The 24839-nt window shown below is 67.4% G+C and carries 23 protein-coding genes; 11 read left to right on the top strand and 12 right to left on the bottom strand.

Going from position 1 to position 24839, the window contains the following annotated elements; translation table 11 throughout:
• The 7 genes from ASE31_RS24695 to ASE31_RS24665 form a co-directional block, all read right to left on the bottom strand.
• The coding region (locus tag ASE31_RS24695; RefSeq protein ID WP_162261436.1) for a fumarate hydratase at positions 1-486 on the bottom strand (486 nt) is incomplete at its 3' end.
• A 7-nt stretch (positions 487-493) separates the two neighbouring features.
• A complete protein-coding gene (locus ASE31_RS24690; protein WP_082604358.1) occupies positions 494-1486 on the bottom strand; it encodes a tripartite tricarboxylate transporter substrate binding protein in 993 nt (330 codons plus the stop codon).
• A 24-nt stretch (positions 1487-1510) separates the two neighbouring features.
• Complete coding sequence (gene maiA / locus ASE31_RS24685; protein ID WP_057204622.1) at positions 1511-2167, bottom strand: maleylacetoacetate isomerase; 657 nt, start codon at positions 2165-2167, stop codon at positions 1511-1513.
• Positions 2164-3150 carry a fumarylacetoacetate hydrolase family protein gene (locus ASE31_RS24680; RefSeq protein WP_057204620.1) on the bottom strand — a complete coding sequence of 329 codons (987 nt, stop codon included), beginning with the start codon at positions 3148-3150 and terminating at the stop codon, positions 2164-2166. The genes maiA and ASE31_RS24680 overlap by 4 nt, the downstream gene beginning before the upstream one ends.
• Positions 3151-3179: 29 nt before the next feature.
• Entirely contained in the window at positions 3180-4145 is a 966-nt protein-coding gene (locus ASE31_RS24675; RefSeq protein ID WP_057204618.1) for an MBL fold metallo-hydrolase, read from the bottom strand.
• Between the two features lie 27 nt (positions 4146-4172).
• Positions 4173-4379, bottom strand: a complete 207-nt coding sequence (locus ASE31_RS24670) for a DUF2783 domain-containing protein (RefSeq protein ID WP_057204616.1) — start codon at positions 4377-4379, stop codon at positions 4173-4175.
• Positions 4354-6006, bottom strand: coding sequence for an FAD-dependent oxidoreductase (locus ASE31_RS24665; RefSeq protein WP_057204614.1), 1653 nt, complete (start codon positions 6004-6006; stop codon positions 4354-4356). Before ASE31_RS24665 ends, ASE31_RS24670 begins: the two co-directional genes overlap by 26 nt.
• Before the next feature lie 160 nt (positions 6007-6166).
• Here ASE31_RS24665 and ASE31_RS24660 point away from each other — a divergent pair, with 160 nt between their 5' ends.
• Positions 6167-6937, top strand: a complete 771-nt coding sequence (locus ASE31_RS24660; protein WP_057204612.1) for a helix-turn-helix transcriptional regulator — start codon at positions 6167-6169, stop codon at positions 6935-6937.
• A gap of 45 nt (positions 6938-6982) precedes the next feature.
• Here the strand turns inward: ASE31_RS24660 and ggt are convergent, their stop codons facing one another.
• Together ggt and ASE31_RS24650 are read right to left on the bottom strand one after the other, a co-directional pair.
• Complete coding sequence (ggt, locus tag ASE31_RS24655) at positions 6983-8620, bottom strand: gamma-glutamyltransferase (RefSeq protein WP_057204610.1); 1638 nt, start codon at positions 8618-8620, stop codon at positions 6983-6985.
• An 86-nt stretch (positions 8621-8706) separates the two neighbouring features.
• Positions 8707-9702 carry a tripartite tricarboxylate transporter substrate binding protein gene (locus ASE31_RS24650; RefSeq protein WP_057204607.1) on the bottom strand — a complete coding sequence of 332 codons (996 nt, stop codon included), beginning with the start codon at positions 9700-9702 and terminating at the stop codon, positions 8707-8709.
• 139 nt (positions 9703-9841) lie between these two features.
• Here ASE31_RS24650 and ASE31_RS24645 point away from each other — a divergent pair, with 139 nt between their 5' ends.
• The 3 genes from ASE31_RS24645 (at position 9842) to ASE31_RS24640 (ending at position 13033) form a co-directional block, all read left to right on the top strand.
• Positions 9842-10783, top strand: coding sequence for a LysR family transcriptional regulator (locus tag ASE31_RS24645; RefSeq protein WP_057204605.1), 942 nt, complete (start codon positions 9842-9844; stop codon positions 10781-10783).
• A gap of 80 nt (positions 10784-10863) precedes the next feature.
• On the top strand, positions 10864-12219 hold the full coding sequence (locus ASE31_RS31245) for an ImmA/IrrE family metallo-endopeptidase (protein ID WP_082604353.1): 1356 nt from the start codon (positions 10864-10866) through the stop codon (positions 12217-12219).
• Positions 12220-12370: 151 nt separating this feature from the next.
• Positions 12371-13033 (top strand): YitT family protein, encoded by a 663-nt coding sequence (locus tag ASE31_RS24640; RefSeq protein ID WP_369819493.1) that lies wholly within the window; start codon positions 12371-12373, stop codon positions 13031-13033.
• A 49-nt stretch (positions 13034-13082) separates the two neighbouring features.
• Here ASE31_RS24640 and ASE31_RS24635 read toward each other — a convergent pair whose 3' ends face one another.
• Together ASE31_RS24635 and ASE31_RS24630 are read right to left on the bottom strand one after the other, a co-directional pair.
• Positions 13083-14177: a hypothetical protein gene (locus tag ASE31_RS24635; protein WP_057204603.1), complete on the bottom strand. Its 1095-nt coding sequence runs from the start codon at positions 14175-14177 to the stop codon at positions 13083-13085.
• Positions 14178-14279: 102 nt separating this feature from the next.
• Positions 14280-15503 carry an EAL domain-containing protein gene (locus ASE31_RS24630; protein ID WP_057204601.1) on the bottom strand — a complete coding sequence of 408 codons (1224 nt, stop codon included), beginning with the start codon at positions 15501-15503 and terminating at the stop codon, positions 14280-14282.
• 259 nt (positions 15504-15762) lie between these two features.
• Here ASE31_RS24630 and ASE31_RS24625 point away from each other — a divergent pair, with 259 nt between their 5' ends.
• A complete protein-coding gene (locus tag ASE31_RS24625; protein ID WP_057204598.1) occupies positions 15763-16248 on the top strand; it encodes a GAF domain-containing protein in 486 nt (161 codons plus the stop codon).
• Positions 16249-16347: 99 nt separating this feature from the next.
• Here ASE31_RS24625 and ASE31_RS24620 read toward each other — a convergent pair whose 3' ends face one another.
• Entirely contained in the window at positions 16348-19923 is a 3576-nt protein-coding gene (locus ASE31_RS24620; RefSeq protein WP_057204596.1) for an EAL domain-containing protein, read from the bottom strand.
• A 171-nt stretch (positions 19924-20094) separates the two neighbouring features.
• On the opposite strand from ASE31_RS24620, the gene ASE31_RS24615 reads away from it, so the two are divergent.
• The 6 genes from ASE31_RS24615 to ASE31_RS24590 form a co-directional block, all read left to right on the top strand.
• Positions 20095-20547: a hypothetical protein gene (locus ASE31_RS24615; RefSeq protein WP_057204594.1), complete on the top strand. Its 453-nt coding sequence runs from the start codon at positions 20095-20097 to the stop codon at positions 20545-20547.
• Positions 20548-20793: 246 nt separating this feature from the next.
• Entirely contained in the window at positions 20794-21111 is a 318-nt protein-coding gene (locus ASE31_RS24610; protein ID WP_157412648.1) for a hypothetical protein, read from the top strand.
• Positions 21108-22544, top strand: a complete 1437-nt coding sequence (locus ASE31_RS24605) for a TolC family protein (protein WP_057204592.1) — start codon at positions 21108-21110, stop codon at positions 22542-22544. The genes ASE31_RS24610 and ASE31_RS24605 overlap by 4 nt, the downstream gene beginning before the upstream one ends.
• Position 22545: 1 nt before the next feature.
• Positions 22546-23937: a multicopper oxidase family protein gene (locus ASE31_RS24600; protein ID WP_057204590.1), complete on the top strand. Its 1392-nt coding sequence runs from the start codon at positions 22546-22548 to the stop codon at positions 23935-23937.
• Between the two features lie 19 nt (positions 23938-23956).
• The gene (locus tag ASE31_RS24595; protein ID WP_200961165.1) at positions 23957-24481 is read left to right on the top strand and encodes a plastocyanin/azurin family copper-binding protein; all 525 of its coding nucleotides are present in this window, start codon (positions 23957-23959) and stop codon (positions 24479-24481) included.
• Positions 24482-24504: 23 nt separating this feature from the next.
• The coding region (locus ASE31_RS24590; RefSeq protein ID WP_369819494.1) for a DUF411 domain-containing protein at positions 24505-24839 on the top strand (335 nt) is incomplete at its 3' end.

Genomic DNA, 24839 nt, shown 5'->3' with positions numbered 1-24839 from the left:
CATCTTGCTCTTGTTCTCGCTGCCGCCACCCTTGGCCGCGACGGTGATGTCCAGACTGGCGCCCGGCACGATCTGCGCGAAGATCACCGCAGGTGTGTTGTCCTTGGTGTTCTTGCGGTCGAACTCGGGGTCGGCCACCACGCTGGCGCGCAGGGTGTTGTCGGGGTGGTTGTAGCCGCGGCGCACGCCTTCGTTGATGGCGTCTTCCAGGCCGCCGGGGAAGCCTTCCCAGCGCACGTCCATGCCCACCTTCAAAAACACGTTGACGATGCCGGTGTCCTGGCAGATGGGGCGCTGGCCGGTGGCGCTCATCTTGCTGTTGGTCAGGATCTGGGCGATGGCGTCCTTGGCCGCAGCGCTCTGTTCGCGCTCGTAGGCGCGCGCCAGGTGGGCGATGTAGTCGCTGGGGTGGTAGTAGGAGATGTACTGCAGCGCAGCAGCAACGGACTCGACGAGGTCGTCGTATGGGATCGTGGTGGTGGTCACAGGCACCTCAATCGACCTTGATGCCGCGCTCGCGGATCAGCTTGCCCCAGCGCTCGCGCTCGGTGCCCACATAGGCGGCCATCTGCTGCGGGGTGCCCGGCGTGGGCTCCACGCCCATGGCCAGCAGCTTGCCCTGCACGGCCTCGGACTGGAGTGCCGCGACCAGGGCTGCATTGAAACGCTTCACGTCTTCCGGTGCGGTGGCCGTGGGCACGGTGAGGCCCTGCCACGAATAGGCATCGAACCCGGCAAGGCCCTGCTCCGCCAGGGTCTGCAGCTCGGGCAGCACGCGCGTGCGCACGCCGGTGGTGACGCCCAGCGCCCGCAGCTTGCCGCCCGCGATGTGCGGCAGCCCGCTGGCCGAGTCGATCAGCATGCAATCGACCTGGTTGCCCAGCAGGTCCTGCACCGCAGGCGCTGCGCCGCGGTAAGGCACATGCACCAGGTTCAGGCCCGTGCGCTCGCGCAGCAGCTCGGTCGCCAGGTGGTGGGCCGTGCCGGCACCTGGGGAGGCGTAGGTCACGCCCTGAGGGCGGGGCTTGGCCCAGGCGAGGAATTCCTTGAAGTTGCTGGCAGGCACGCTGGGCGCCACCACGAGGATCAAGGGAAAACGCGCGATCATGCCGACCGGAGCCAAGTCCCGGGCGGCGTCGTAGCTGAGCTTTTCGAAGAGCGCAGGGTTGGCGGCCAGGGTCGCGAAGTCACCGCTGAACAGCGTGCGCCCCCGCTCTCGCGAGCGCGCCACGTAGTCGGCCGCGATGTTGGTTGCGGCGCCGGGCTTGTTGACGATGACGATGGCCTGCTCCAGCGTCTTGCCCATGGGTTCGGCGATCAGCCGGGCCACCACGTCAGAGCCTCCGCCAGCGGCATAGCCCACCACCCACTCAATCGGCCGGTTGTCGGCGCCGCTGGCGCGCGCCAGCCGGGACAGGGGCAGCAGGCCGGCAGCCGCCAGAAGGGCCCGTCGTGCACGCATTGCGGGTGTGGGGATGGTTTTCATCATGGTCTCCGTGGGTGGTTGTGTTCAGCGTGCATCCGCCTGGCTGGCGGGTTGGGCGCGCTGGAAGGCGGGCAGCTCCATGCAGGCCGCTTCGATGTGCCGCACGCGCCCGTAGGGACTCAGGTCGGTCTCGAAGCGCCGCGCATTGAACAGCTGCGGCACCAGAAAGCAGTCGACGATCAATGGCGAGGTGCCCAGCGCGTAGTCACCGACCGTGGGCACGCTCTGCAGCTCGGCCTCCATGCGCGCCAGGCCTTCGGCACACCAGTGGCGGTACCAGGTGTTGACCTCGGCTTCGGGCAGGCCCAACGGGCCACGCAGGTACTGCAGCACGCGCAGGTTGTTCAGCGGGTGGATTTCGCAGGCCACGAGCTGGGCCAGTGCGCGGGCGCGGGCCTTGCCAGGCTCATCGGCAGGCAGCAGCGGCACGGCCGGGAACCGCGCCTCAAGGTATTCGATGATGGGCTGCGATTGCTGCAGCCGCAGCCCATCGATCTCGAGCAGCGGCACCAAGCCAAAGCTCGCGATCTCGCGGTAGGCCTCGCCGCAGTGCTCGCCGGCCGCCAGTTGCCAGGCCACGGGCTCCCAGGCCAGGCCCTTGAGCTCCAGCGCGATACGCACCCGAAAGGCTGCAGAACTGCGAAAGTAGGTGTGCAGGCGCAGCTGCGCCGGTGCGCTCACGCAGGCACCCCGCCAATGCGCACGGTCTGCGCAATGGCGCCGAACACGCTGTGGCCGTCCGGGTCGCGCACCTCGATGCGCACGCGGTCGCCGTGGCGCAGAAAGGGGGTGAGCGTGGAGGCACCGCCCAATTGCTCGCGCACCCGGCGCTCGGCCAGGCAGCTCACGCCCGCAGCGGGGTCGCGGTTGGACACCGTGCCACTGCCCACGATGGTGCCCGCCACCAGCCGGCGCGTGCGCGCGGCATGGGCTATCAAACGGCCGAAGTCGAAGTCCATGTCGACGCCGGCATTGGGCGCGCCCAGGCGCCCGCCGTTGAGCGTGGACACCAGCGGCAGGTGCAGCTTGCCGCCGCGCCAGTGCGGGCCCAGCTCATCGGGCGTGGCCAACACCGGGGACAGGGCCGTGGCCGGCTTGGACTGCAGGAAGCCGAAGCCCTTGGCGATCTCGGGCGGGACCAGGTGGCGCAGCGTGACATCGTTGGCCAGGCCGACCAGGCGCACCGCGCCGAGCGCAGCTTCTGCGCTGCAGCCCAGCGGCACGTCACCGGTGATCACCACCACTTCGGCCTCGAGATCGATGCCAAAGGCCTCGTCGGCGGCTTCGATGGGGTCGTGCGCGCCCAGGAAGTCGTCGGACCCGCCCTGGTACATCAGCGGGTCGCGGCGCAGTTCATCGGGCGTGTCGGCGCCGCGCGCGCGCCGCACCAGCTCCACATGGTTCAGGTAGGCCGATGCATCGAGCCACTGGTAGGCGCGCGGCAGCGGCGCCGCGCAGGCCTCGGGGTGGAAGGCTTCGAAGGGCCCCTGGCGGGCCTCCAGTTCGTCGGCGACCCGTTGCAGTGCGGGCCGCATGCGGTCCCACTGGTCGAGCGCCTCCTGCAAGGTAGGGCATTCAGGCAAGGCACGCATGCGCTGCAGGTCGCGGCTGACGACGACGAGCTGTCCGTCGCGCCGGTGGTTTCGAAGGGTGGCAAGTTTCATGGGAATGTCGGTCGGAGGTGTCGTTCGGTTCAGGGTTGGATGGCGGCCCACATCTCGCGGTCGCGCACGTCCGTCCAGATCCTTGGGTTGGCGATGCCCTGGGCTTCGTCATAAGCGCGCGACACGTCGAAGGGAATGCAGTGCTCGTAGATGAACACCTGGCCGAACACGGGGTCCATCACGCGCCGCGTGTCGGCATACACCTGCTGCAGCGTGTGGCCGGCGGCCACGCCGTCGCGCGCGCAGTGCAGCAGGGTCTGCACCCAGCCGCGCGTGTACTCGATGGCGCCCAGGCTGTCGGCCGCCGTGCGCAGCGCCGGCCCGCGGCCGGGCACGAGCTGCTCGGGCTTCAATGCAGCCAGGCGGTCGAGCGTCGCGGGCCAGGCCGCCAGGTGCGCGTCGCCGGTGTAGACACCGGCGTTGAACTCCACCAGGTCGCCTGAGAACACGATGCCCTGCGACGGAATCCAGACGATGGAGTCGCCGCTGGTGTGGCCGGCGCCCAGGTGCAGCAGGCGCACTTCCAGGCTGCCCAGGTGCATGGTCAGCTCCTTGTCGAACACGATGGTTGGCCAGGTCAGGCCGGGAATGCTCTCCTGGGCCTGGAACAGCCGCGGGAAGCGGCCGATCTCCGAGGCCATGTCCTCTGCCCCACGCTCCACGATCAGCTCGCGCGTCGCCCGGCTGGCGATGACGTTGACCGCACCCTCGGGCACGAAGCCCGCAGCGCCGAGCACGCGCACCGCATGGTAGTGGGTGAGCACGACGTGGCGGATGGGCAGGTCGGTCACCTCGCGGATGCGGCGCACCAGGGCGGCTGCCATCACCGGGGTGGCGGTGGCGTCGATGACCATCACGCTTTCGTCGCCGATGATCACGCCGGAGTTGGGGTCGCCCTCGGCGGTGTAGGCCCAGGCGTTGGCGGACAGCTGGGTGAAGCTGGTGGTCTTCTCGGCCAGGTCGGCCTGCGAAGCGAATGCGGTGGAATGGCTCATGCTTTCTTTCAATTCAAGGGGGGGGATTCAGGGCAGTGCTGGTTGCAGGCTGCGGCCAGCGGAGCGGGCCACGCTGGCGATGGCGGCCTGCAGCCGCGTGGCGTCGTCCACTTCGGCCGCGAGCGCCAGCACCAGGCGGGCGAGCAGGTCGCTCTGCACGGCGGGGGTGGCAGCGTCGGTCAGCGCGATCAGGGACTCCAGTACGTCGTCAAGCTGTGGTTGCGTGCATGTCATGGGCTGTGGCCAGTGGCGAAGCGGTGGGGGCAGATCCGAGGGCACGGGCCAGCATGGCCGGCACCTGTGTGGGGAATTGGTGGGCCAGGCGCGTGGCCACATGCTGGTCGGGGCGGATGAGCCAGCACTCGCCGCTGTCCGCCCCCACCCCGAGCTGGCGCTGCAACGCTGCTCGGGCCAGGGCATCGCAGGCCGGGGCGAGGAAGGCCACAGTCAGCAGCGGGTGGTTCACGGCGGTCAGAGCGGGCGGTAGGCGGTCACCAAACACCAGCAGCGTGAACCAGGGGCCGAGCAGATGGTGCAGGCTGGTCGTCTCTGCGAGCCGCACGTCGGGCAGTGCGGCGCCCTCCCCTGCGCCGCCTGCGAGCAGCGGCGAATCGGCGTAGCGGCAGGGGTTGGAGAGCCTGCCGGTGTTGATGCACCGCGCCGCCCAGGCACAGTCCGGCGCCATGGCGATGATGGCTTCGCGCCAGAGCCGGGCCGAGGCATGGCCTTGCGGGTGCACGAAGCGCGAAGACCGCCGTGCCTGCCGGATGTTTTCGAGCGCACCCTGCTTGCGCTCGGTGGAGTAGGTATGCAGCAGCGCCTCGTCGGCGCCATGGTTCAGCACCAAGGCCAGTTTCCAGGCCAGGTTGTCGGCGTCCTGCACGCCGCCATTGCCGCCCCGCGCGCCGAACGGAGCGACCAGGTGCGCGGCATCGCCGGCAAACAGCACGCGGCCGCTGCGCAGGTCTTCCAGGCACTCGTGCCGGTAAGCCCACACGCCGGACCAGGCGATCTCGAACTCCAGAGCCTCGCCGAACAGGGTGTGCACGCGGCGGCGCATGGCCTCGGGCGTGGCGGCCTGCACCGCGTCTTCGTCCTCGCGCAGCTGGAAATCGAGCCGCCAGGTATCGTCGGCCATTTTGTGGCGCCAGACCGCGCGCCCGCCGTTGGCCGATGCGTCCAGCCAGGTCCAGCGCTCCTGGGCCCAGCCGCAGCCAGGCGCCGTGATGTCGATGATGATCCAGCGGTCTTCGGTGCGGTCATGCACCACGGGCTCCAGGCCCAGCGCGGCACGGCAGGGGCTGGAGGCCCCGTCGCAGGCCACGGCCCACTGCGCGTCCAGTTCATAGGGCCCATCGGGGGTGCCCACGGTAAGGCGCACTCCGCCCGGGTGCTGTGCGATGTGCTCGACCTTGTTCAGCCAGCGCACTTCGGCCAGCGGCTCGGCCTGCAAGGCTTCCACCAGGTACTGCTCCACGTAGTACTGCTGCAGGTTGGCAAAACCGTTGTGGCGCAGGTCGGGCTGGTCCTGCAAGGTGTAGGACGTTACCGGCTGGTCCTTGGCAAGCACGCGCGCCACGTTCCAGGCGACGCCCTTGGCGGTGATGCGCCCGGCCACACCCAGGCGCTCGAAAATGTCCAGCGTGCGCTGTGCCCAGCACATGCCCCGCGATGCAAGGCCGCGCACGCCGACGGTGTCGTCATCGTCCAGCACCAGCACGGGGACCCCGCGGCGCGCCAGGTCGAGCGCCAGCGCCAGGCCGGTCAGCCCACCGCCGATGACCACGGCGGGACGGGAATCTTGAGGGAGCCCGTCCAGTTCGGGCGGGCGGCGGTAGGGGTAGCGGGGCAGGACGTGCATGGCATCTCGGCGTTGACTGAGCTGCCATTCTGGAAAGCATCGTGTCCCCTGTCTGTCCCCTCGCAAGGGGACATGCGTGCGCCCAGGGTCTGTGGCATCATTTCAGGAAAGCGCGCCTGCGTACCCCCACGCAAGCAAAGCGCACAGGAGACAAAAATACATGGATTGCATCCCCGCGCTGTCGACGCGCGACGCCTGGCTGGGGCATTGCGTGGCGGACATCGGCAGGCCCGGCTTTCACGCCCGCCTGCTGCAAGGCATCCATTCGGTGCTCGGCGCCGACCATTTCAGCCACCTGAGCTACGACCACCAGGGCCGCATCCGCCATGCAGCAGCGTCCAGCGTCTGCGACCAGCGCCTGATCGACTCCACCACCGACATCTACGTCAAGCACCTGTACCAGCGCGACCCGAACTACCCGTTGGTGCGCAACAATGCCCCGGAGGCCACTGGCCAAGGGCCTGACCTGCGCCTGTTGCGCATGTCGCCCACGAGCATCGGGGACACGGAGTACCGGCGGGTGCTGTTCGACGAGCCGGGGTTCACCGGCAAGATCTCGCTGCTGGGCCAGTGGGACGACCGCAGCTGCTACCTGAACTTCTATTTTTCGCGGGTGCCGCTCAACATGGGGCGGGCCTCCACGCTGCTCGGCCAGTACGGCAGCACGCTCATGGGCCTGGCCTGCCGGCACGACGAACTGGCGTTTCCCGAGGATGAGGAAGAAGCGGTGGCGGGGCACGATGCCTGGAGCACACTGTCCCCGCGCGAACGGTCCACTGCAGAGTTGCTGATGGACGGATGCACCGCCAAGGAAATAGGCCGCACGATGGACCTGTCGCCAGCAACCATCGTCACCTACAAGGAGCGCATTTTCGCCAAGCTGGGCGTGGGCAGCCTGCGGGAGTTTCTGGCACTGGGCAGGCCTGGGTAGCGGCCCCCTGCCCTGCGGCCAGGCCGGGAGTCATCAGCGGGCTTTTCAGGCGGCCACTGCGGTGCTGTAGACCACCCCATCACGCCCCGGATCGGCCCCGCCATGCAACGCACCGTCGACCCCGATCTGCACACCGTGCACCCAGCCGATGGTGTAGTTGTACGGGTTGCGCAGCACCTCGTAGCCCTGGGCCTGCAGCTCGCGCGCCACGTAGCGCGGGATGCGGTTGCACACGTCGATGGAATTGCTGGTGGACGAGAAGCGCGGGGCAGATACGGCCTCCTGCATGCCCATGCCGTGGTCGATGAGGTTGAGCAGCACCTGCAGCACGCCCATGGCGATCTGCGTGCCGCCGGGAGCGCCGAGCACGATCTCGGGCTTGCCGTCCTTGAAGACGATGCTCGGGCACGACGAGGTGAAGCGGCTCTTGCCCGGCTGGATGCTGCCGGCCCGGCCAGGCCGCGGGTCGAAAACGCCCATGCAGCCGTTGTAGAAGAAGCCCATGCCCGGCGTGATCACGCCCGAGGGCATGGCCAGCGAATGCGTCATCGAGACGCAGCCGCCCTCGCCGTCAACCACGCTGACCTGGGTGGTGTCCTTGGGCACGGGCGCGCCCAGGTTCACGCGCTCCACGCTGTGGCGCTTGCCGGCGCGGATGTCGGCGGCCACGCGGGCTGCATTCTCCTTCGACAGCAATTGCTCCAGCGGCACCTCGACGAAGGCCGGGTCACCGATGTGGCGGTCCTTGTCGGTGGTGGCCCTCTTCATCACCTCGCTCAGGATGCGCAGGTACTCGGGGCTGTTGTGTTCGGTATCCCCCAGGGCGAATTCCTCGAGGATGGTCAGCATCTGCAGCAGCATGGCGCCGCCGCCCGGTGGCTGGTTGGTAGTCACCACGCGGTCGCGGTAGCGGCCCACCAGCGGTGCAGTGCGGCGCACTTCGTAGCGCTTCAGGTCGTCCATGCTCAGCAGGCCGCCCAGCGTCTGCACATGCTCCACCATGCGCCGGGCCAACTCGCCTTCGTAGAACGGGGCGATGCCCTCTTCGGCCACCTGGGCCAGCACCTGGGCGAAGTTCCCGTTCACGATGGGCGTGCCGATGGGCTTGGCGCTGCCGTCGGGGCGGCAGTACAGGGCGCGGCCTTCGTCGCTGTAGTGCAGGCGGTCCATGTTGCTGGCGCGGCCGGCCAGGGTCTGGTCGATCCAGAAGGAGTGCATGCCGGGGCGCACGAAGTAGCCATCGCGCGCCCAGGCGATGGCCGGGGCCACCACCTCCTTCCACGGCAGGCGGCCGTGCGCGCTGTGCATGGCCGCAAGGCCCTTGAGCGTTGCCGGCGTGCCGATGGACTGCGCGCCGATGTCGTTGACACGGCCCTTGAGGATGAAGCCGAAGCCGTCCTTGGTTTCGCCTTCGAGCAGATCCGCCCACATGTCCTCGCGCGCGGCCAGCGGCGCGGGCGCATGGAAGTCGAAGTACTCATGCGCCTCCTTACCCGCCTTGTCCGGCAGGAACACCGCCGCCGTGCCAAAGCCCGCGATGCCGCACATCAGCGGGTCCACCACGGTCTGCGACAGCGCGATGGCCACGGCAGCGTCCACCGCGTTACCACCCGCGCGCAGGATCTCGATGCCGGACTCCGCCGCCTCGGGCTGCGGGCAGGACACCATTGCTTTTTTTTTCATCAGGAGACTCGGAAAAGAATGAGGGAGACGACAGCGGCTGCGCAGCGGCCGCCACGCAGGGCGACCGCCGCGGAGACAGACCGGATTTACTTGGGATTGAGGTTCAGGGCTTCGAGCGTCGGGCCCCAGGCCTTGGTGTCGCGGCGCGCCACGTCCATCAACTGGCTGGCAGGGCCGGCCATCGAGATGGCGTTCATGCCCTTGAGCTTGGCCTGCACCTCGGCGCTGGCGTGAAAGGCGCGCGTGCCCTCGTGCAGCTTGGCGATGATGGCGGCGGGCGTGCCGGCCTTGGCGACGATGCCGCTCCAGCCCATGGTGTCGAAGTCCTTCACGCCCAGCTCGTTGGCGGCCGGCACGTCGGGCAGCTCGGGCAGGCGCGAGGGGGCCAGCACCACCAGCGGCACGATCTTGCCGTTCTTGATGTGCGGCAGCGCCGAGCCGCCCACCGGCGCCATCACCTGCGTCTGGCCGCCGATGGTGGCCATCAGCCCATCGGGCTCGCCCTTGAAGGGCACGTGCACCATGCTGATACCGAGCTTCTTCTGCAGCAGCTCCACCGCCAGCTGGGTCGAATTGCCCAGGCCCGAGGACGAGAAGTTGAGCTTGTCGGGGTTGGCCTTGGCGTACTTCACCAGGTCATCGAGCGACTTGAAACCCGTGGCCGGGTTGGCCACCAGGATGAAGGGCACCGTACTCAGCATCCCGACTCCAACGAAGTCCTTCTCTGGATCGTACGGCAGCGGCTTGTAGACGAACTTGTTGAGCACCATCTGCGAGACGCCGCCGAACATCAGCGTGTAGCCATCGGCCGGCTGGCCCAGCACCTGCTGCGCAGCAATGATGCCGCCCGCGCCGGGCTTGTTCTCCACCGTGATGGTGGCATTGATGGCCTTGCCCGCATGCTCGGCCCACAGGCGCGCCACGGTGTCAGAGCTGCCACCCGCCTGCTGCGAGACGACCAGGCGGATCGGGCGGCTGGGGTAGTTGGCTGCGTCCTGCGCCTGGGCGGCAGGCAGAGCGGCCAGCGACAGGGCGAGCGCCACGGCCTTGGCGGCAGCAGCAAAGCAGAAAGGTTTCTTCATATCGGCAGATCTCCGGGAGGTGGGCGGCTTGAAGCTGGCAGCAGCATGAAAGAAAGCGCTGCAGGCATGCCGGCAATTATTCGGCGCGGGCGCCCCGTGGACCAGTGAATTCGCGCGATGGATCCATTAGTATTCACTCATGACGACGTACGACCAAGTGGCATGGGCCCGTCGGCTCAAGGTGAAGCATCTGGAATCCTTCATGGTGCTGGACGAGGCCGGCACCCTGACCGAGGCCGCCGCCCGCATGCACATGACGCAGTCGGCCATGTCGCACTGGCTGGCCGACCTGGAGGAACTGGTGGGCACGCAACTGGTCACGCGCGGGCGGCGCATCCAGCTCACGCCAGCCGGCTTCATCATGAAGCGCCTGGCCATCAGCGTGCTGGGCGACATCTCGCGCACCCAGGCCGAGCTGGGCGCGCTGGCTGAGGGGCGCACCGCGCGCCTGCACATCGGCAGCGTATGGGCCGGCGTGGCGCGCGGCATACCGCAGGCGCTGGTGGAGTTCCAGGCCCTGTACCCCTACATCTCGGTCACCGTGTCCGAAAGCCCGCTGACCCAGTTGCTTGAAGGCATCGACAACAAACAGTTGGACGTAGCCGTGTGCTCCCTGGACTCACGCGCCTACAAGGATGGGCTGGAACACCGCGAGCTGTTCGACGACAACGTCTGCCTGGTGGTGGGCCGCGCCAGCCGCCATTGGGACGCCAAGGCCCCCATCCGCCTGATCGACCTGGTCCACGATAACTGGATCATGCCGCCCAAGGGCACGCTCACCCGCTCACAGCTCGATGCGGCCCTGCTCGACGCCGGCGCCACCTGGCTGCTGCCCAAGGTGGAAACCGCCGCCATCACCACCCTGCAGGCCCTGGTACACCAGGGCGACTACATCGGCGTGTGCTCCGAGGCCATGGCCGAATACCAGGTGGCGCTGGGCAACATGCGCATCCTGCCGCTGGACCGCACGATCCGCTTCGGGCCGGTGGGGGTGGTCTGGGCGAAGGACAACACGGCGGAGGCGGTGCGCTTGTTTGTGGAGCATATTGCGGGGGTGGTGGGCCAAAGCGCTAAGAGCTAGTGAGATGGCCACTTTGGCAGGGACCATAGTTCACTCGCAAGGCCGAGCTTTTTTAAGCGCATTGCGATAAGCTACGCGCTATGAATTCGACGACCAAAGGCAATGCACTAGAAAATTCTATATTTGAATATTTTCACAACCTCATAGAAATTGGAGATTTCTTTGGGGGAATGAAATTCTGTAAGATTTTTCAAAAAAAAGGATACTATTCAAGAGATAGAGAGACAGAGATAATTTTTGATGTCTCTATTGAGGCCTATCTTCCCGGGTCAAGCAATTACATCGTCCTTTTTCTTATTGAATGCAAAAACTACGGTCATCCGGTACCTGTTAGCGATGTGGAAGAATTTTTCACAAAAGTTCAACAAGTTGGAGCCGCCAACTCAAAGGCAATATTAATATCCTCAAACTCTATCCAAACAGGTGGATTGGCCTTTGCAAAATCAAAAGGCATGGGAGTTGCCAGATACTACGACCCTCAAACCCTCAAATGGCAACTTGATCGCTCAAGCTCATACAGCTTTCAAGAGAAATACTCAAGCAACAGTTTTAATATTATTTCCGCACTAAGTCAAGAAAGCCAAGGAAGCAGCATTTTTGATTTTCATTTACAGACAGCAAAAAGACCTACAAATTCCATCGCAGTATTTTTCGAAGATTTGTGCGAAGACTTTAACCTAGAAGGCTTTTCAGAAGATTTTTGGCCCCCGATTAAGCAGCAACCTAGCCTAGTTCCATTTCAAAGCAAGAATGACCTCGAACTGCAGGCAGCAAGAGTCCTTGAATATATAAAATACGAGCAAGGATGTGTTGATTTACAGGAACTCATCTGTAAACATCCTGCAATGACTGGTTTGCAGTTAAAGCATACAGAGATAGAATCACCAGTCGGCTCTGGGGCGCCCTTGGGAAGAATAGAATTCAAACCTCTTACAATCGAAATTTTCATTTACCCCGATAGAAATATTGGACGCGAGCGATTTACTTTCGCCCACGAGCTCGCCCATCTACTATTGGGGCATGGGCGAGTCATGCGTAGAGAGTATACAGAAGAAAAAGATTTCAATCCTCCAAAATCACTCATAAAAGAAGAATCAGATATTTTTCGCATGGAGTACCAAGCCAATTATTTTGCCGCATGCCTGCTAATGCCGCGGAAAAGTTTTGTCGAACATTTCATGAGGGGACTAAGACTCTTGGAGCTGCATAACAAAGGTTTCGGGGCCCTCTACGTCGATACCCAGGACTGCAATGTTCAAAATTACTTAGCAATAACTGGCGTTCTCATGCAAATCTATCAAACATCCCGTATGGCGGTGACGATACGGGCCAAAGAATTAGGACTGCTGCGGGATGATAGAAATTCATTCTCCAGTCTAAAACGGCTTGTTGAGTCGGAAAACGGCTTTCAATGGTTGGGAAGAGAAGTCGACTAAAGCGAGGCTCTACGAAAGTCAGCGTGGCGTTTCTGCGCATGTGGGGCTCTAACGCCTCTGGGCCTCCGAATCCGACATTGACGCAAGGCAAGGTGGATAGGGCCTTACATGGTCCAATCCATTCCCCGCCCAGCTACCCCTTGCATTCGCCATGACCAGCCCTGCCGCTCCCGCCATGCCGCCGCCAGCGCCCGCTCCGGCCCTGCCCACAGCCACCCCACCCGCCCCCCACAGCCCCACCGAAGACGCCGTCGCCATCTTCACCGGCGTGCTGCTGATCTCGGTCGGCGTGGCCTTCTTCACCAGTGCCGGGCTGCTCACGGGCGGTACGGCGGGGTTGGCGTTTCTAGCGCACTACGCCACGGGCATCGGCTTTGGCAAGCTGTTCTTTGTGATCAACCTGCCGTTCTACTGGCTGGCGCTGCGCAAGCTGGGGCGGGCGTTCACGGTGAAGACCTTCATCGCGGTGCTGCTGCTGTCGGCACTGACCGAGCTGCAGTCGCAGCTGCTGCAGTTCGCGCAGCTGCAGCCGCTGTATGCCGCGATTGCGGGCGGCACCATCACGGGCACGGGGTTTTTGGTGCTCTTCAGGCACCGCTGCAGCCTGGGCGGCGTGGGGATTGCCGCGCTGTACCTGCAGGACCGCTATGGCTGGCGCGCGGGCAAGGTCCAGATGGCGGTGGATTGCTGCATTGTGATGCTGGCGCTGTTCACGGTGGAGCCGCTGCGCGTGCTGTGGTCGATTGCGGGCGCGGTGGCGCTGAACCTGGTGCTGGCCATGAACCACCGGCCGGGGCGGTACATGGGGACGTGAGCACCTTCACGCCGACACGGGCTCGAAACCTGCGCATGCAGGCATGCGCTCAGGGCGCTGGTCCGGTCCGATTGGTGGGCTTTTCAATGCTGATGGCCTGCAGGCGCTGGTCGCCGCTGCGCAGCAGGCGCTCCACGTCGGCATCGGACAGCACCGCTTGGATATAGCTGAAATCCGAGCCCCACTGCGGTGTTCCGATGACGGTGTAGGGATCGAGCACGCTGTCCAAAAGGCGTTGGTTGGACCTGCGGTACGGCGCCACACTGGCAGGGGTGCTGGTCATGTAGGCGCGTTTGAGCGAAAGAGACACGCGTGTCTGCCCCGCACCCTGTGGGTTGCCGTAGGGCTGCGCGCTGATGTTGGCAGGGCGCATGGGCAGGTAGCCCACGGGCCTCATGGCGATGATGCCCCGCTGCTCCCCGGCCAGTTCTGCCAGCCCTTGTTCGTTGGCCCGCAGCAGCATGGTGCCATTGCGCTCCACCCCCGAAATGTCCAGCACGGTGATGGCGCCGCTCGCCGTGGTGGCGGGCGGGGGGTACATGGGCACGCCCAGCACGGTCAGCAAGGCCAGTGCGGACTGCACGGCTGTGCGCTGTTGCTCCGGGGTCTGGATCAGTTGGCTGGCTTCGCCGGTGTGGCGGTCGATGTCAAACTCGGTACCGGGCACATCGACGGTGATTTCCACATCCACCTTGCCGTTGGCGCTCTGGCGCAGGCGGCGCTCGATCTCGTCCAGGCCGTTTTCCCTGGACAGGAAGGTGTCGTACCACCACTCACGGCCAATGGCCACCCTGCGCGCGGTACTGCTAGCCTGCAGTATCTCCAGGCCCGGCTCGGTCACCCACAAGATGACGCCGCCCAGCGGGTTGACCCTGCGCCCGCCCGGCAGCACCTCGCTGCCCAATTCGGTCACCACCTGCTGGATGCGCGCCTGCAGCTCCACCGCCCGGCGGTCTGCCGGCATGGTGAGCGCATCGAACCCCGTAAGGACCCACACATATATCGGTGCATTGCCCGTGCCGAAGCGCTTGATCCTGTCGCGCATCTCGTCGTATTCGTAAGGGCTGGTCTTTTGCGCATGAACGGACTGCAGTGCGGTGAGAAGGATCAGGGCCAGCATGGCCAGGGCGTTGCGAAGTCGCATAGGTCTCCAGTGCAAACGGATGGACTGGAGCTTGTACCTTGAAGACGGGCCGAAGGCCAGCGCCAAAATGGGTGGTGACAGCGGCGGTAGCCCCGCTGGGGGTCAGGACACCGTATCCGAAAAATCCGGCCGCACGTCCAGGGGCGTCCACTCCATGTCGCCGCAGATGATCAGGCGCTGGCCGTCACGCTCGAAGCCCACGGACAGGGTGATGCACATGCTCAGGCTCTGCATGGTGCGGTAGGGGCGCGTGACCTGTACCACGCCGACGTCGCCCAGGGCGCGGCGAAAGTAGGGCCGGCGCGACCAGCGGGCGCCCGTGGTGTCGCGCAGCGGGGCGAAGGCGTCGCGCTCGGCCAGCACCGGCCCATGCCCCCCGGAGAACAGGTTGGTACCCACCTGGTGGCCGCTGGCGTCCAGCAGGTAGCAGACATCGGCATTGGGCAGCCCGAGAAAGGCGGCGCAGGCCTCGGCCAGGGAGGCGCCGGCCTGCATGCCGGCGCAGGCGTGCACCATGGTCTGTACATAGGGCTGCAGGCGGTCGCGGTACTCGCGGCGCTGATCGTGCCAGCGGTCGCCGCACAGGGCCCAGGTTTCTTCGATCTCTGCGCAGGTATGGTCAGGCGGCAGCAATTGCGCGGCGGGCCGGCCGAAGAAGTAGCCCTGCACGAAGTCGGTGTCGGAGTCGAGCGCGATGACGGCTTCCTCACGCCGCTCTATGCCTTCCATGAGGACCAGCGCGCCGCACTCGTGCAGCAGCGAGACCATCTGGGTGGTCACGCGCCGCACGGTCTGGCTCTGCGCCGCCTTGACGACCACGCTGCGGTCGAGCTTGACGAGCGTGGGCGCCAGGGTGAACACCCGGTCGAAGTTGGAGTGGCCGGCGCCGAAGTCGTCCAGCGCCAGCAGAAAGCCCTGGGCCTTGAGCTCCCGCACCTGCGCTTCGAGATCGACGTGGTCATCGATCGCGGTCTCCAGAATCTCGACGACGATCTGGTGGGGCGCCAGGCCCGACTGGCGGCAGACCTGCAGCAGGCGCTGCGAGGCAGACATGGCGTTGCCGCTGGAGAAGATGGAGGCATCCACGTTCAAAAACAGCCAGTGCGCCTGCCTGGGAAAGCGCGCAAAGCTGCTGGCGTGCAGCTCGCAGGCGGCCACATCGAGCGCGGTCTGCTCTTCGACCGACTGGCAGCGGGCGAAGAGTTCGGGCGGCGGCACGGGCGTGCCGTTGGGCGTGGTACCCCGGAGCAGGGCCTCGTAGCCGACCACGCGGCGATGGGCCAGGCTGAAGATCGGCTGGAAGTGGGACTTGAGCGAAATCGTCACGGCAAGGGCGCGCGGCCGATGCACGCACCGCCCTTGTTGGCGGGCCTGGGCGGGTGGGAGACTGCAGGCTGGGGTTGGTGCATGGGTGTCGGGGTGCGTAAGGCCTTCAGAGTATCAGCATTTTCCGTGCCATGCCCCACCGGGCACACCTGTGTCAGAACAAGCGCTGCATTCAAAGCCCTGCAAAGCCCGAGGGCACAAATGAAACAGGATGTTTTCCCACCTGCCTACAATGCACGGTCCCCGCATTGGAGTGCCCATGGCGCCAGCCCACACCGTCCGTGATTTCGAGCAGTTCCAGGCCGTTCTGGCCACCAGCGGCGTGCGCGATGCCCTGGCCTACCTGGCAGGCCTCACGGACTACCGTTTCATCGGCATCTGGCGCTTTCAGGATGGCAAGGCCGATGCGGCCGTGCATTTCGACAAGGAAAACCCGGACACCCTGCGCGCGCAGGCCGTGGCAGAAACCGCCACCTACTGCTGCTATGTGCGCGACAGCAAGGGCGTGTTCAAGACCGCCCACGCCCTGCTGGACCCGCGCACCGAAGGCCACCCTGCCCGCGAGGCGGTCCCCACCTACTGCGGCGTACCGGTCATGGACTCCGGCGGCACGCTGCTGGGCACCCTGTGCCACTACGATGTGGTGCCGCGTGACCCCGAGCAGATCAACCTGGAGCTGATGTTTGCCGTGGCCAGCGCGCTGGCGCAAGGCGGGCATGTGCCGCCGTATCCGCCAGCAGCGTGAATACCCCCTGAGCGCCTCGTACCGCCCCCAAAAGGGCGACGCTGCCAAGCGGCTGCGGGCGTGGGTGGGGCGTACTGACTGCTTAAAGGGCCGGGACTGTTACGCACTCCCGGCATACCGCTGCGCCATCAACTGCTCGAAGTTCTCCAGCGGCACCGGCCGGCTGAACAGATAACCCTGCCACAGGTTGCAGCCGTGCTGCGCCAGGAACTCGCGCTGGGCCGTGGTCTCCACGCCCTCGGCGATGACGTCGATGCCCAGGCTCTGCGCCATGCCGATGATGGTCTGCACGATGAGCGCGTCGGTCTGCTGGATGCCGATGTTGCGCACGAAGCTCTGGTCGATCTTGAGCTGGTCGAGCGGCAGCCGCGTGAGGTAAGACAGCGAGGACTGCCCGGTGCCGAAGTCGTCCATCGAGAAGCCCACGCCCAGCGCCCGCAGCGCGTTCATGCGGGCAATGGTGTGCTGCACGTTGTCCAGCGCCATGCTCTCGGTCAGCTCCAGCTTGAGGCGGTCGGCGCGGGCGCCGGTTTCGCTGAGCACGGCAAACACCTGATCGACGAAATCGCCCTGGCGGAACTGGCGCGCGCTCACGTTCACGGCCAGCTGCAGGTGGCTGCGGGCGGGGTCGTCCTGCCACCGGCGCAGCTGCAGGCAGGCGGTGCGCAGCACCCACAGGCCGATGGTCAGGATCTGCCCGGTCTCTTCGGCCACGGGAATGAACTCGCCGGGCATGACCAGGCCGCGCTCGGGGTGCTGCCAGCGGATCAGCACCTCGGCACCGATGGCCCGCTCGCCCTGCCCCACCTGCACCTGGTAGTACAGGCGGAACTGCTCTTCGGCCAGGGCAGCGCGCAGGTCGTTCTCCATCGCGGCGCGGGCGGTGACTGCGGCCTGCATGCGCGGGTCGAAAAAGCGCACGGCGTTGCGCCCTGCCGTCTTGGCGGCGTACATGGCCAGGTCGGCACGCTTCATGAGTTCGTCCACCGACTGGCTCTGCCCGCTGAACAGCACGGCGCCGATGCTGGGCGTGCTGTGCACGTGGTGCAGGGCCAGCTGGTAGGGCTGGTTCAGCGCGGCGAGCACCTTGGTGCCCACCGTCTGGGTGTGCTCCGCCGCCTCGGTGGGCTCGCTGCTCATGCCCTTGAGCAGCAGAAGGAACTCGTCGCCGCCCAGGCGCGCCACGGTGTCGCCCTCGCGCACGCAGGCTTTGAGGCGCTGGGCCACCTGCTGCAGCAGCACGTCGCCCATGTCGTGGCCCAGGGTGTCGTTGAGGTTCTTGAAGTGGTCCAGGTCCAGGCACAGCAGCGCACCGTACTGGCCCGAGCGGGCGCTGCTGGCAAAGGCCTGCTGCAGCCGGTCCATCATCAGGCGCCGGTTGGGCAGCAGGGTGAGCGGGTCGTAGAAGGCCAGGTGCTCGATCTCCTTGGCGGCGGCCGCCTTCTGCGTGATGTCGCTCAGCGAGGCCACGTAGTGCGTGAGCCGCCCCTGGGCGTCCTTGACCGCCGTGATGCCCATCTGGTGCAGGTTCACCTGCCCGTCCTTGCAGCGGTTCCAGATCTCGCCGCTCCACTCGCCCACGCTGTCCAGGGTCCGGCGCAGGCCGGCAAAAAAGGCCTCGTCGTGCTGACCCGACGCGAGAAAGCTGGCGCGCCGGCCCACGGCATCGGCACTGTCGTAGCCGGTGATCTTGGTAAAGGCGCGGTTGGTGCGCAGGATCACGGTGTCGGCATCGGTGACCAGCATTCCCTCTTGCGACTCGAAGGCGATGGCGGCAATGCGCAACTCTCGCTCGGCATTCTTGCGCTCGGTGATGTTGTTGCCGATGCCCCGGTAGCCCAGGAAATTGCCGTCCGCATCGAACATCGGTGTGCCGCTCACCGAGACCCACTCCACCGCACCGCCCGTGGAGCGGCGGGGGTACTCGAAATCGCGGAACTCGCGGTGCTCGCGCAGGGTCAGTTCGTGCTGCTCCCAGTCCACCGCAATGCCATCCGACGCAGCGACCCCGCCGCCGTCGTCGGTAGCCACCTCGTGGCGGGTCTTGCCCACATGCCACTGGGGGCCCGGCAGCGTGCGCCTGGCGGCCTCGCCCTCCAGGGTCACGAAGCGCAGTTGCGCGTCCTGCTCCCAGTACCAGTCCGAGGACAGCATGGTGAGCGTGCGAAACCGCGCCTCGTTGTCTTCCAGCTGGCGTCGCACGCTGTACGATTCGGTGACGTCGCTGAACACCAGCACCACCCCGGTGATCTCGCCTGCGGCATTGCGGATCGGGGCCGCGCTGTCGGCGATCTGGTACTCGGTGCCGCCCCGGGCGATCAGCGTGGTGTGGTTGGACAGCTCCACCACCTGGCCGCTGCCCATGACCAGTTGCACCGGGTCCTTCGATGGCTCGCGGGTGCGCGCATTGACGATGCGAAACACGTCCGCCAGCGGCCGCCCCCGCGCCTCGCGCAGGGGCCAGCCGGTCATCTGCTCGGCCACGCCGTTCATGCGCACCACCTGCCCCGCGGCGTCGGTGGCCACCACTGCGTCGCCGATGGAGTCCAGGGTGATGGCCAGGTTTTCCTCGCTCTGGCGCAGCTCGCCCTCGGCCTGCTGGCGGGCCTGGGCCATGTGGTTGAAGCGCTGCGCCAGTTGGGCCAGTTCGCGAAAGCCCGTCTCGGGCACCGCCGCCACCTGCTGGCCCTGGGCGAGCTGGTCGGTGGCCCGCAGCAGCCGTGCCAACGGCTTGCCCACGCCGCGGCGCACGCCTTCGTGCGCCAGCACGAACGATGCCAGCAAGCCCAGCAGCAAAAAGCCGATGTCGCGCCACATCTGACGCGCGACCTGGGCATACAACGCATCGAGCGGCACCGACAGGCGCATGCTGGCCACCGGCCGGCCCTGGGATTCGAGCAGGGGCCGCGCCACCTCGATGAAGCGGGCACCGTTTTCGGCCTCCAGCAGGCTGGCACCGCCCCGCAGGGCCTGTGCGCCAGCGCCCGGCTGGGGCAGGTCGGGCTGGGTGCCCAGCTCCTGCGCATCGGGCGGAAAGCGCGCGATCACCCGGCCATCGGGGCCGAGCACGCGGGCCACGGCCCCCTGGGGCAGGCCCAGTTCGTGCAGGCGGCGGCTCCACCAGTCGAGCGACACCACGGCCACCGCAGCGCCCAACACGGCGCGGGTCTCGGGGTCGATCAGCGGCTGCGCAAAGCTCACGCTGGCCAGGCCGACCGCCGCGTCCACCTGGAAGCTGCCTACCGAAAACTCGCGCGCCACGATGGCCCGCAGGAAGTACGGCTGGTCGGTCAGGTTCACCGGCGCCCTGGGCGGCACGGCGCTGCAGCGCAGATCGCCATCGGCGCGGGGCAGGCCGATGTTGATATAGGTGGCGTTGAGCGCCAGCACCTCCGCCAGGTAGTGCGAGCAATCGGGGGCATCGAGCTGCTGCGCCCGGCGGGTCGTGGCCAGTTGCTGCAAAAAGGTGCGCGTGGTGTCGATCAGGCTCTGCTGGCTGTAGGCCAGGGTGCGGGTGATCAGCAACGCATTTTCGCGCGCCGCGGCCACCGACTCCTCGCGGTTGGCCTTTGCCTGGTAGGCCACCAGCACCAGGGCGGGCAGCGTGGCCACCAGGATCAGCAGCCGTATCCTGGCGGACAGGGAGCCCGTAGCCAACGGCGGCAAAGCACGCATGGGGCCTTTCGCGAAAGAGGAAGGATGGGCAGGCGGCCAGCCAGCGGCGGCCACAAAAACATCTGGATACATCGTAACCGCTGGCGGGGTGTGCGCGGCGAGCTTGCGGGTAAACCATGCGACAAGCGGGCGCCTGCGGAACTCCTCAGCCAAAGGTCTTATCATTGTCCTATGCGTCGCGGCCCCCTGTTCTATCTGCTGATGGTGGTGCTGGTCTTTCGGGGCCTGGTGGGCACCGCCATGGCCGCAGGGATGCTGCCCATGCAGCATGGGCCGGCGGCGATAGCGCCGGCTGCGGTTGCAGACCACCATGGCCAGCACGGCCACGCATCCGCAACCGATGCAGCCCACACCGCAGACCATGGCAGCACGCATGGTGGCGGGCATGGCGGCACCGATGCGGGTGCGCTGGCCTGCGACGGCAGCGCGCCCACCAGCACTGGCTGCGCCACGCACAGCCAGCACGCCAACTGCACGGCCTGCGAGATCTGCCACACGGCCCTGATGGAGCCACCGGCCATGCCGGCTGCGCCCCTGCCGCTGCTTGCCGGCGCCGCCCCTGCGGCCGCCACCCCGTTTGACAGCGCCACCGCCGCGCTGGCCATCAAGCCGCCCATAGCCTGAGGCTGCCCCCCCGGGGCCTGTTCAGGCCCATTCGGGAGCGCCTGGCAAACCACTGCCCACCACAGCGGCGCCCCTTGCGCGCCGGTGCCCTGGCGCATGGGCTTGCACTTCGCCCCCCTGCCTGAACTGCCCCCGCCCCGAGCCCGCCCGCCCCTGCACGCTCAGACAGCCCCGGTATCCCGATACCGCGCGCACACCGCAGGCCACGGCGCCGTTCCCTTCCCGTTTTCTTCTGGAGACCGCACCATGCGCGACCTCTTACCCGTTCTTCGCTGGCCCCTGCTGCGCCCTTTGGGCTGGCTGGCCTTGTTGCTGCCCGCTATGGCAGGGGCGCAGCCACCTGCCGTGGCCGACGCGGCCCCGGCGGCAGTGCCCCAGGCCCCCCACGCTCCGCTGGCCTACACCCCCATGCAGCCGCAGCCCGGCGTTGATGCCCCCTTGGCCGACTGGCGTGTGGCCCACCGGGCCGTGGCAGCCTTCCCGCGGGGCCACGCCGACATCGTGCGCTGGGAGGCCGGCCGGGGCGCGGCCCCGGCGGCCCACCACCAGGGCCACCAGCCATGAGCGCGACCGCACGCACGCTCCCGCGCTGGTCTGCCCTGGCCCTGGCCGCCTGGCTCACCGGCTGCGCCAGCGTGTCGCCCGATGGCCTGCGCGGCGACGTGCAGGCCCTTGCCCAGGGCCGCACCGGCATCGCCGATGCCGCCCTGCCCGCTGCCAACCCGGCCGCGCGCGACAAGGCACGCCAGGCCATCGACAGCTGGCTGGCCCAGCCGCTCACGCAGGACGCGGCCGTGCGCATCGCCCTGCTGCACAACCCCGGCCTGCAGGCCCGCTTGGCCGCGCTGGGCGTGGCCGACGCCGAGCGCGTGCAGGCCATCACCCTGCCCAACCCGCAGTTCTCGATCGCGCGGCTGGCCAACAGCCATGAGCGCGAGATCGAGCGCACGCTGGCCTTCAGCCTGCTGGACCTGGTCACCTTGCCCTGGCGCATGGAGCGCCAGGCCGAGCGCATGCAGGTGGCCACGCTGCAGGCCGCGCAGGAGGTGGTGGCCCTGGCCGCCGACACGCGCCGCGCCTGGCTGCGCGCCGTGGCGGCCGAGCAGGTGGCCGCCACGCACGAGCGCATGGTGGAGGCCGCCGAGGCCGGTGCCGAACTGGCCCGGCGCATGGCCCGCGTGGGTAACTTCAGCCGCCTGCAGCATGCGCGCGAGCAGGCCGTGCTGCAGGAAGCGAATGCCCAGCGTGCCCGCGCCCGCCTGGCTGCCGCCACCGCGCGCGAGCAGCTCAGCCGCAGCATGGGCCTGTGGGGGGCGCAGACGGGCTACACCCTCGCCGAACAGTTGCCGTCCCTGCCCGCCACGGCGCTGCCTGCCGATGGGATCGAGGCCACCGCGCTGCGCGAGCGCCTGGACGTGCAGGCCGCGCGCCGCCAGCTCGACACCGAGGCACGCCAGCAGGGCTGGGCCCGCGCCGGCGCCGTGTTCGGCGACCTGGGCCTGGCCTACAGCCGCAACACCACGACCGAGCGCGAGAGCAGCCACCGCGAGACCACGCGCGGCTGGGAGCTGGATGTGCCGCTGCCCCTGTTCGACTGGGGCGGCGCCGCGCGCACCCGTGCCCAGGCGCGCGTGGAGCAGAGCGCCGCCACGCTGCAGGACACCGCCGTGCGCGCCCGCAGCGAGGTGCGCAGCGCCTGGCTCACCTACCGCACGGCGCTTGACCTGGCACGCCAGCAGCGCGATGAGGTGGTGCCGCTGCGCCAGCTCATCGCGGGCGAAACCACGCTGCGCTACAACGGCATGCTCGCCAGCGTGTGGGAGCTGCTGGCCGAGGCGCGCGCCAGCACGCAATCGGTGGCCGGCGCCATCGAGGCGCAGCGCGACTTCTGGCTGGCCGAGACCGATCTGCAACTGGCCCTCACGGGCACCTCACCGGGCGCCCTGCAGGGCCTCGCCTCCGGCGCCACCGCCGCATCCACCCCACAAGGCCACTGACATGCAAAGACGCCATTTCTTCACGGCAGGCGCCGCCACGGCCGTGGCCACCGCCGCCGTCAGCCGCGTGGCCCTGGCTGCGCTGCCCGAGCCCGCCCTGCAGGCCAGCGCCGACACCGCGCCGCCGCTGCACCCGCCCACCGGCAGGCCCTACAACCCCGTGGTCACCCTGAACGGCTGGACCGCGCCCTGGCGCATGAACGCCGGGGTCAAGGAGTTCCACCTGGTGGCCGAGCCCGTGGTGCGCGAGGTCGCGCCGGGCTTTGTGGTCAACATGTGGGGCTACAACGGGCAAAGCCCCGGCCCCACCATCGAGGTGGTCGAGGGCGACCGCGTGCGCATCTTCGTCACCAACCGCCTGCCCGAGCACACCTCCGTGCACTGGCACGGGCAGCGCCTGCCCAATGGCATGGACGGCATCGCCGGGTTGAACCAGCCGGCCATCCAGCCGGGCAAGACCTTCGTCTACGAGTTCGTGGCACGGCGCCCCGGCACCTTCATGTACCACCCGCACGCCGACGAGATGGTGCAGATGGCCATGGGCATGATGGGTCTGTGGATCACCCACCCCAAGGCCGCGCACCCGCACATCGCCACGGTGCAGCGCGACTACGCCTTTTTGCTCAACGCCTTCGACGTGGAGCCCGGCGCGCGCACGCCCAAGGTCAACACCATGCTGGACCACAACATCTGGTGCTGGAACAGCCGGGTCTTCCCGGCCATCAGCCCGCTGGTGGCGCGCCAGGGCGAGCGCGTGCGCATCCGCGTGGGCAATCTCACCATGACCAACCACCCCATCCACATCCACGGCCACGAGTTCGAGGTGACCGGCACCGACGGCGGCCCCGTGCCCAAGGGCGCGCGCTGGCCCGAGGTGACCACCGACGTGGCCGTGGGCCAGATGCGCCAGGTGGAGTTCATCGCCGACGAGCCCGGGGACTGGGCCTTTCACTGCCACAAGAGCCACCACACCATGGGCGCCATGGGGCACGACGTGCCCACCATGATCGGCGTGGACCACAAGGGCCTGGTCGGCAAGATCCAGAAGATCGTGCCCGACTACATGGTGATGGGCGAGCGCGGCATGGCCGACATGGGCGCCATGGAGATGCCGCTGCCCGACAACACCTTCCCCATGATGACCGGTACCGGCCCCTACGGCCCTCTGGAGATGGGCGGCATGTTCACCACCCTCAAGGTGCGTGCCAACCAGGCCGCGGGCGACTACCGCGACCCCGGCCACTACGCCCAGCCGCCCGGCACCCAGGCCTATGAATGGCAGGGCACGCCCGCTGCCACGCCCGCCCCGCCGCGCACCACCCCACCGGGCACCGCGCCCGGGGCCGCCAGCGCACGCAAGCCCGCTGCGACCGGCGGCCCCCACCAGCATTGACCCCACCCAAGGACACACCATGAACACCATCCGACCATTGAACCGCCTGGCCCTGCACCTCGTCACCACCGCCGCCCTGCTGGCCGGCACCGGCGCCGCCTGGGCCCACGGCAATGCGCCCCACGCGCCAGTGCCCAAGGCCGCCCTGCCCGCCGAGCAGCAGGACTGGGGCATTGCCGGCAGTGCCAAGGCCGTGCAGCGCACCATCACCCTGCGCATGGGCGACGACATGCGCTTTGCGCCCGCCCACATCGAGGTGCGCGAAGGCGAGACCGTACGCCTGGTGGTGCACAACCAGGGCCATCTGCTGCACGAGATCGTGCTCGGCAGCCAGACAACCCTGGCCCAGCATGCCGAGATGATGGCCAAACACCCCGGCATGGAACACGACGAGCCCTACATGGCCCACGTCGCCGCCGGCAAGCGCGGCCAGATCGTCTGGCAGTTCAACCGTGCGGGCCGCTTCGACTTTGCCTGCCTGATCCCCGGCCACTACCAGGCCGGCATGGTCGGCACCATCAATGTGCTGCCCCGCAAGGGCTGACTACCGACAAGAAAGCCCATCCCATGACAAACGTACCAACCACCCCCAGCACCCGCCGCGCCTGGCTGGCCACCACCCTGCCCCTGCTGGCCGCAGGCGCCCTGCCCTTTGCTGTGAATGCTGCGCCACCCACGCCAGTGGAAGTCTGGAAAGATCCGAACTGCGGCTGCTGCCAGGACTGGGTGGACCACATGCAGGCCAACGGCTTCAGCGTGAAGGTTCACGACACCGGCAACAACGCCGTACGCGCCCGCCTGGGCCTGCCGCAAAAGCTCGGCTCGTGCCACACCGCGCTGATCGGCGGCTACCTGGTCGAGGGCCATGTGCCCGCCAGCGACGTTCGCACGCTGCTGCGGCA

Origin of the sequence: Acidovorax sp. Root217 (assembly GCF_001428645.1) — a bacterium.
In the GTDB taxonomy this organism is placed as follows: domain Bacteria; phylum Pseudomonadota; class Gammaproteobacteria; order Burkholderiales; family Burkholderiaceae_C; genus Acidovorax.
This window is presented reverse-complemented; position numbering and strand designations above follow the sequence as displayed.

Coding starts and splice junctions, on each gene's coding strand:
- ASE31_RS24660 (WP_057204612.1), top strand. CDS start 6,167: ATGGATTGCATCCCCGCGCTGTCGACGCGCGACGCCTGGCTGGGGCAT.
- ASE31_RS24620 (WP_057204596.1), bottom strand. CDS start 19,923: ATGCGTGCTTTGCCGCCGTTGGCTACGGGCTCCCTGTCCGCCAGGATA.
- ASE31_RS24645 (WP_057204605.1), top strand. CDS start 9,842: ATGACGACGTACGACCAAGTGGCATGGGCCCGTCGGCTCAAGGTGAAG.
- ggt (WP_057204610.1), bottom strand. CDS start 8,620: ATGAAAAAAAAAGCAATGGTGTCCTGCCCGCAGCCCGAGGCGGCGGAG.
- ASE31_RS24625 (WP_057204598.1), top strand. CDS start 15,763: ATGGCGCCAGCCCACACCGTCCGTGATTTCGAGCAGTTCCAGGCCGTT.
- ASE31_RS24595 (WP_200961165.1), top strand. CDS start 23,957: ATGAACACCATCCGACCATTGAACCGCCTGGCCCTGCACCTCGTCACC.
- ASE31_RS24600 (WP_057204590.1), top strand. CDS start 22,546: ATGCAAAGACGCCATTTCTTCACGGCAGGCGCCGCCACGGCCGTGGCC.
- ASE31_RS24635 (WP_057204603.1), bottom strand. CDS start 14,177: ATGCGACTTCGCAACGCCCTGGCCATGCTGGCCCTGATCCTTCTCACC.
- ASE31_RS24670 (WP_057204616.1), bottom strand. CDS start 4,379: ATGACATGCACGCAACCACAGCTTGACGACGTACTGGAGTCCCTGATC.
- ASE31_RS24610 (WP_157412648.1), top strand. CDS start 20,794: ATGCGCGACCTCTTACCCGTTCTTCGCTGGCCCCTGCTGCGCCCTTTG.
- ASE31_RS24690 (WP_082604358.1), bottom strand. CDS start 1,486: ATGAAAACCATCCCCACACCCGCAATGCGTGCACGACGGGCCCTTCTG.
- ASE31_RS24615 (WP_057204594.1), top strand. CDS start 20,095: ATGCGTCGCGGCCCCCTGTTCTATCTGCTGATGGTGGTGCTGGTCTTT.
- ASE31_RS24605 (WP_057204592.1), top strand. CDS start 21,108: ATGAGCGCGACCGCACGCACGCTCCCGCGCTGGTCTGCCCTGGCCCTG.
- ASE31_RS24680 (WP_057204620.1), bottom strand. CDS start 3,150: ATGAAACTTGCCACCCTTCGAAACCACCGGCGCGACGGACAGCTCGTC.
- ASE31_RS24640 (WP_369819493.1), top strand. CDS start 12,371: ATGACCAGCCCTGCCGCTCCCGCCATGCCGCCGCCAGCGCCCGCTCCG.
- ASE31_RS24665 (WP_057204614.1), bottom strand. CDS start 6,006: ATGCACGTCCTGCCCCGCTACCCCTACCGCCGCCCGCCCGAACTGGAC.
- ASE31_RS24675 (WP_057204618.1), bottom strand. CDS start 4,145: ATGAGCCATTCCACCGCATTCGCTTCGCAGGCCGACCTGGCCGAGAAG.
- ASE31_RS24650 (WP_057204607.1), bottom strand. CDS start 9,702: ATGAAGAAACCTTTCTGCTTTGCTGCTGCCGCCAAGGCCGTGGCGCTC.
- ASE31_RS31245 (WP_082604353.1), top strand. CDS start 10,864: ATGAATTCGACGACCAAAGGCAATGCACTAGAAAATTCTATATTTGAA.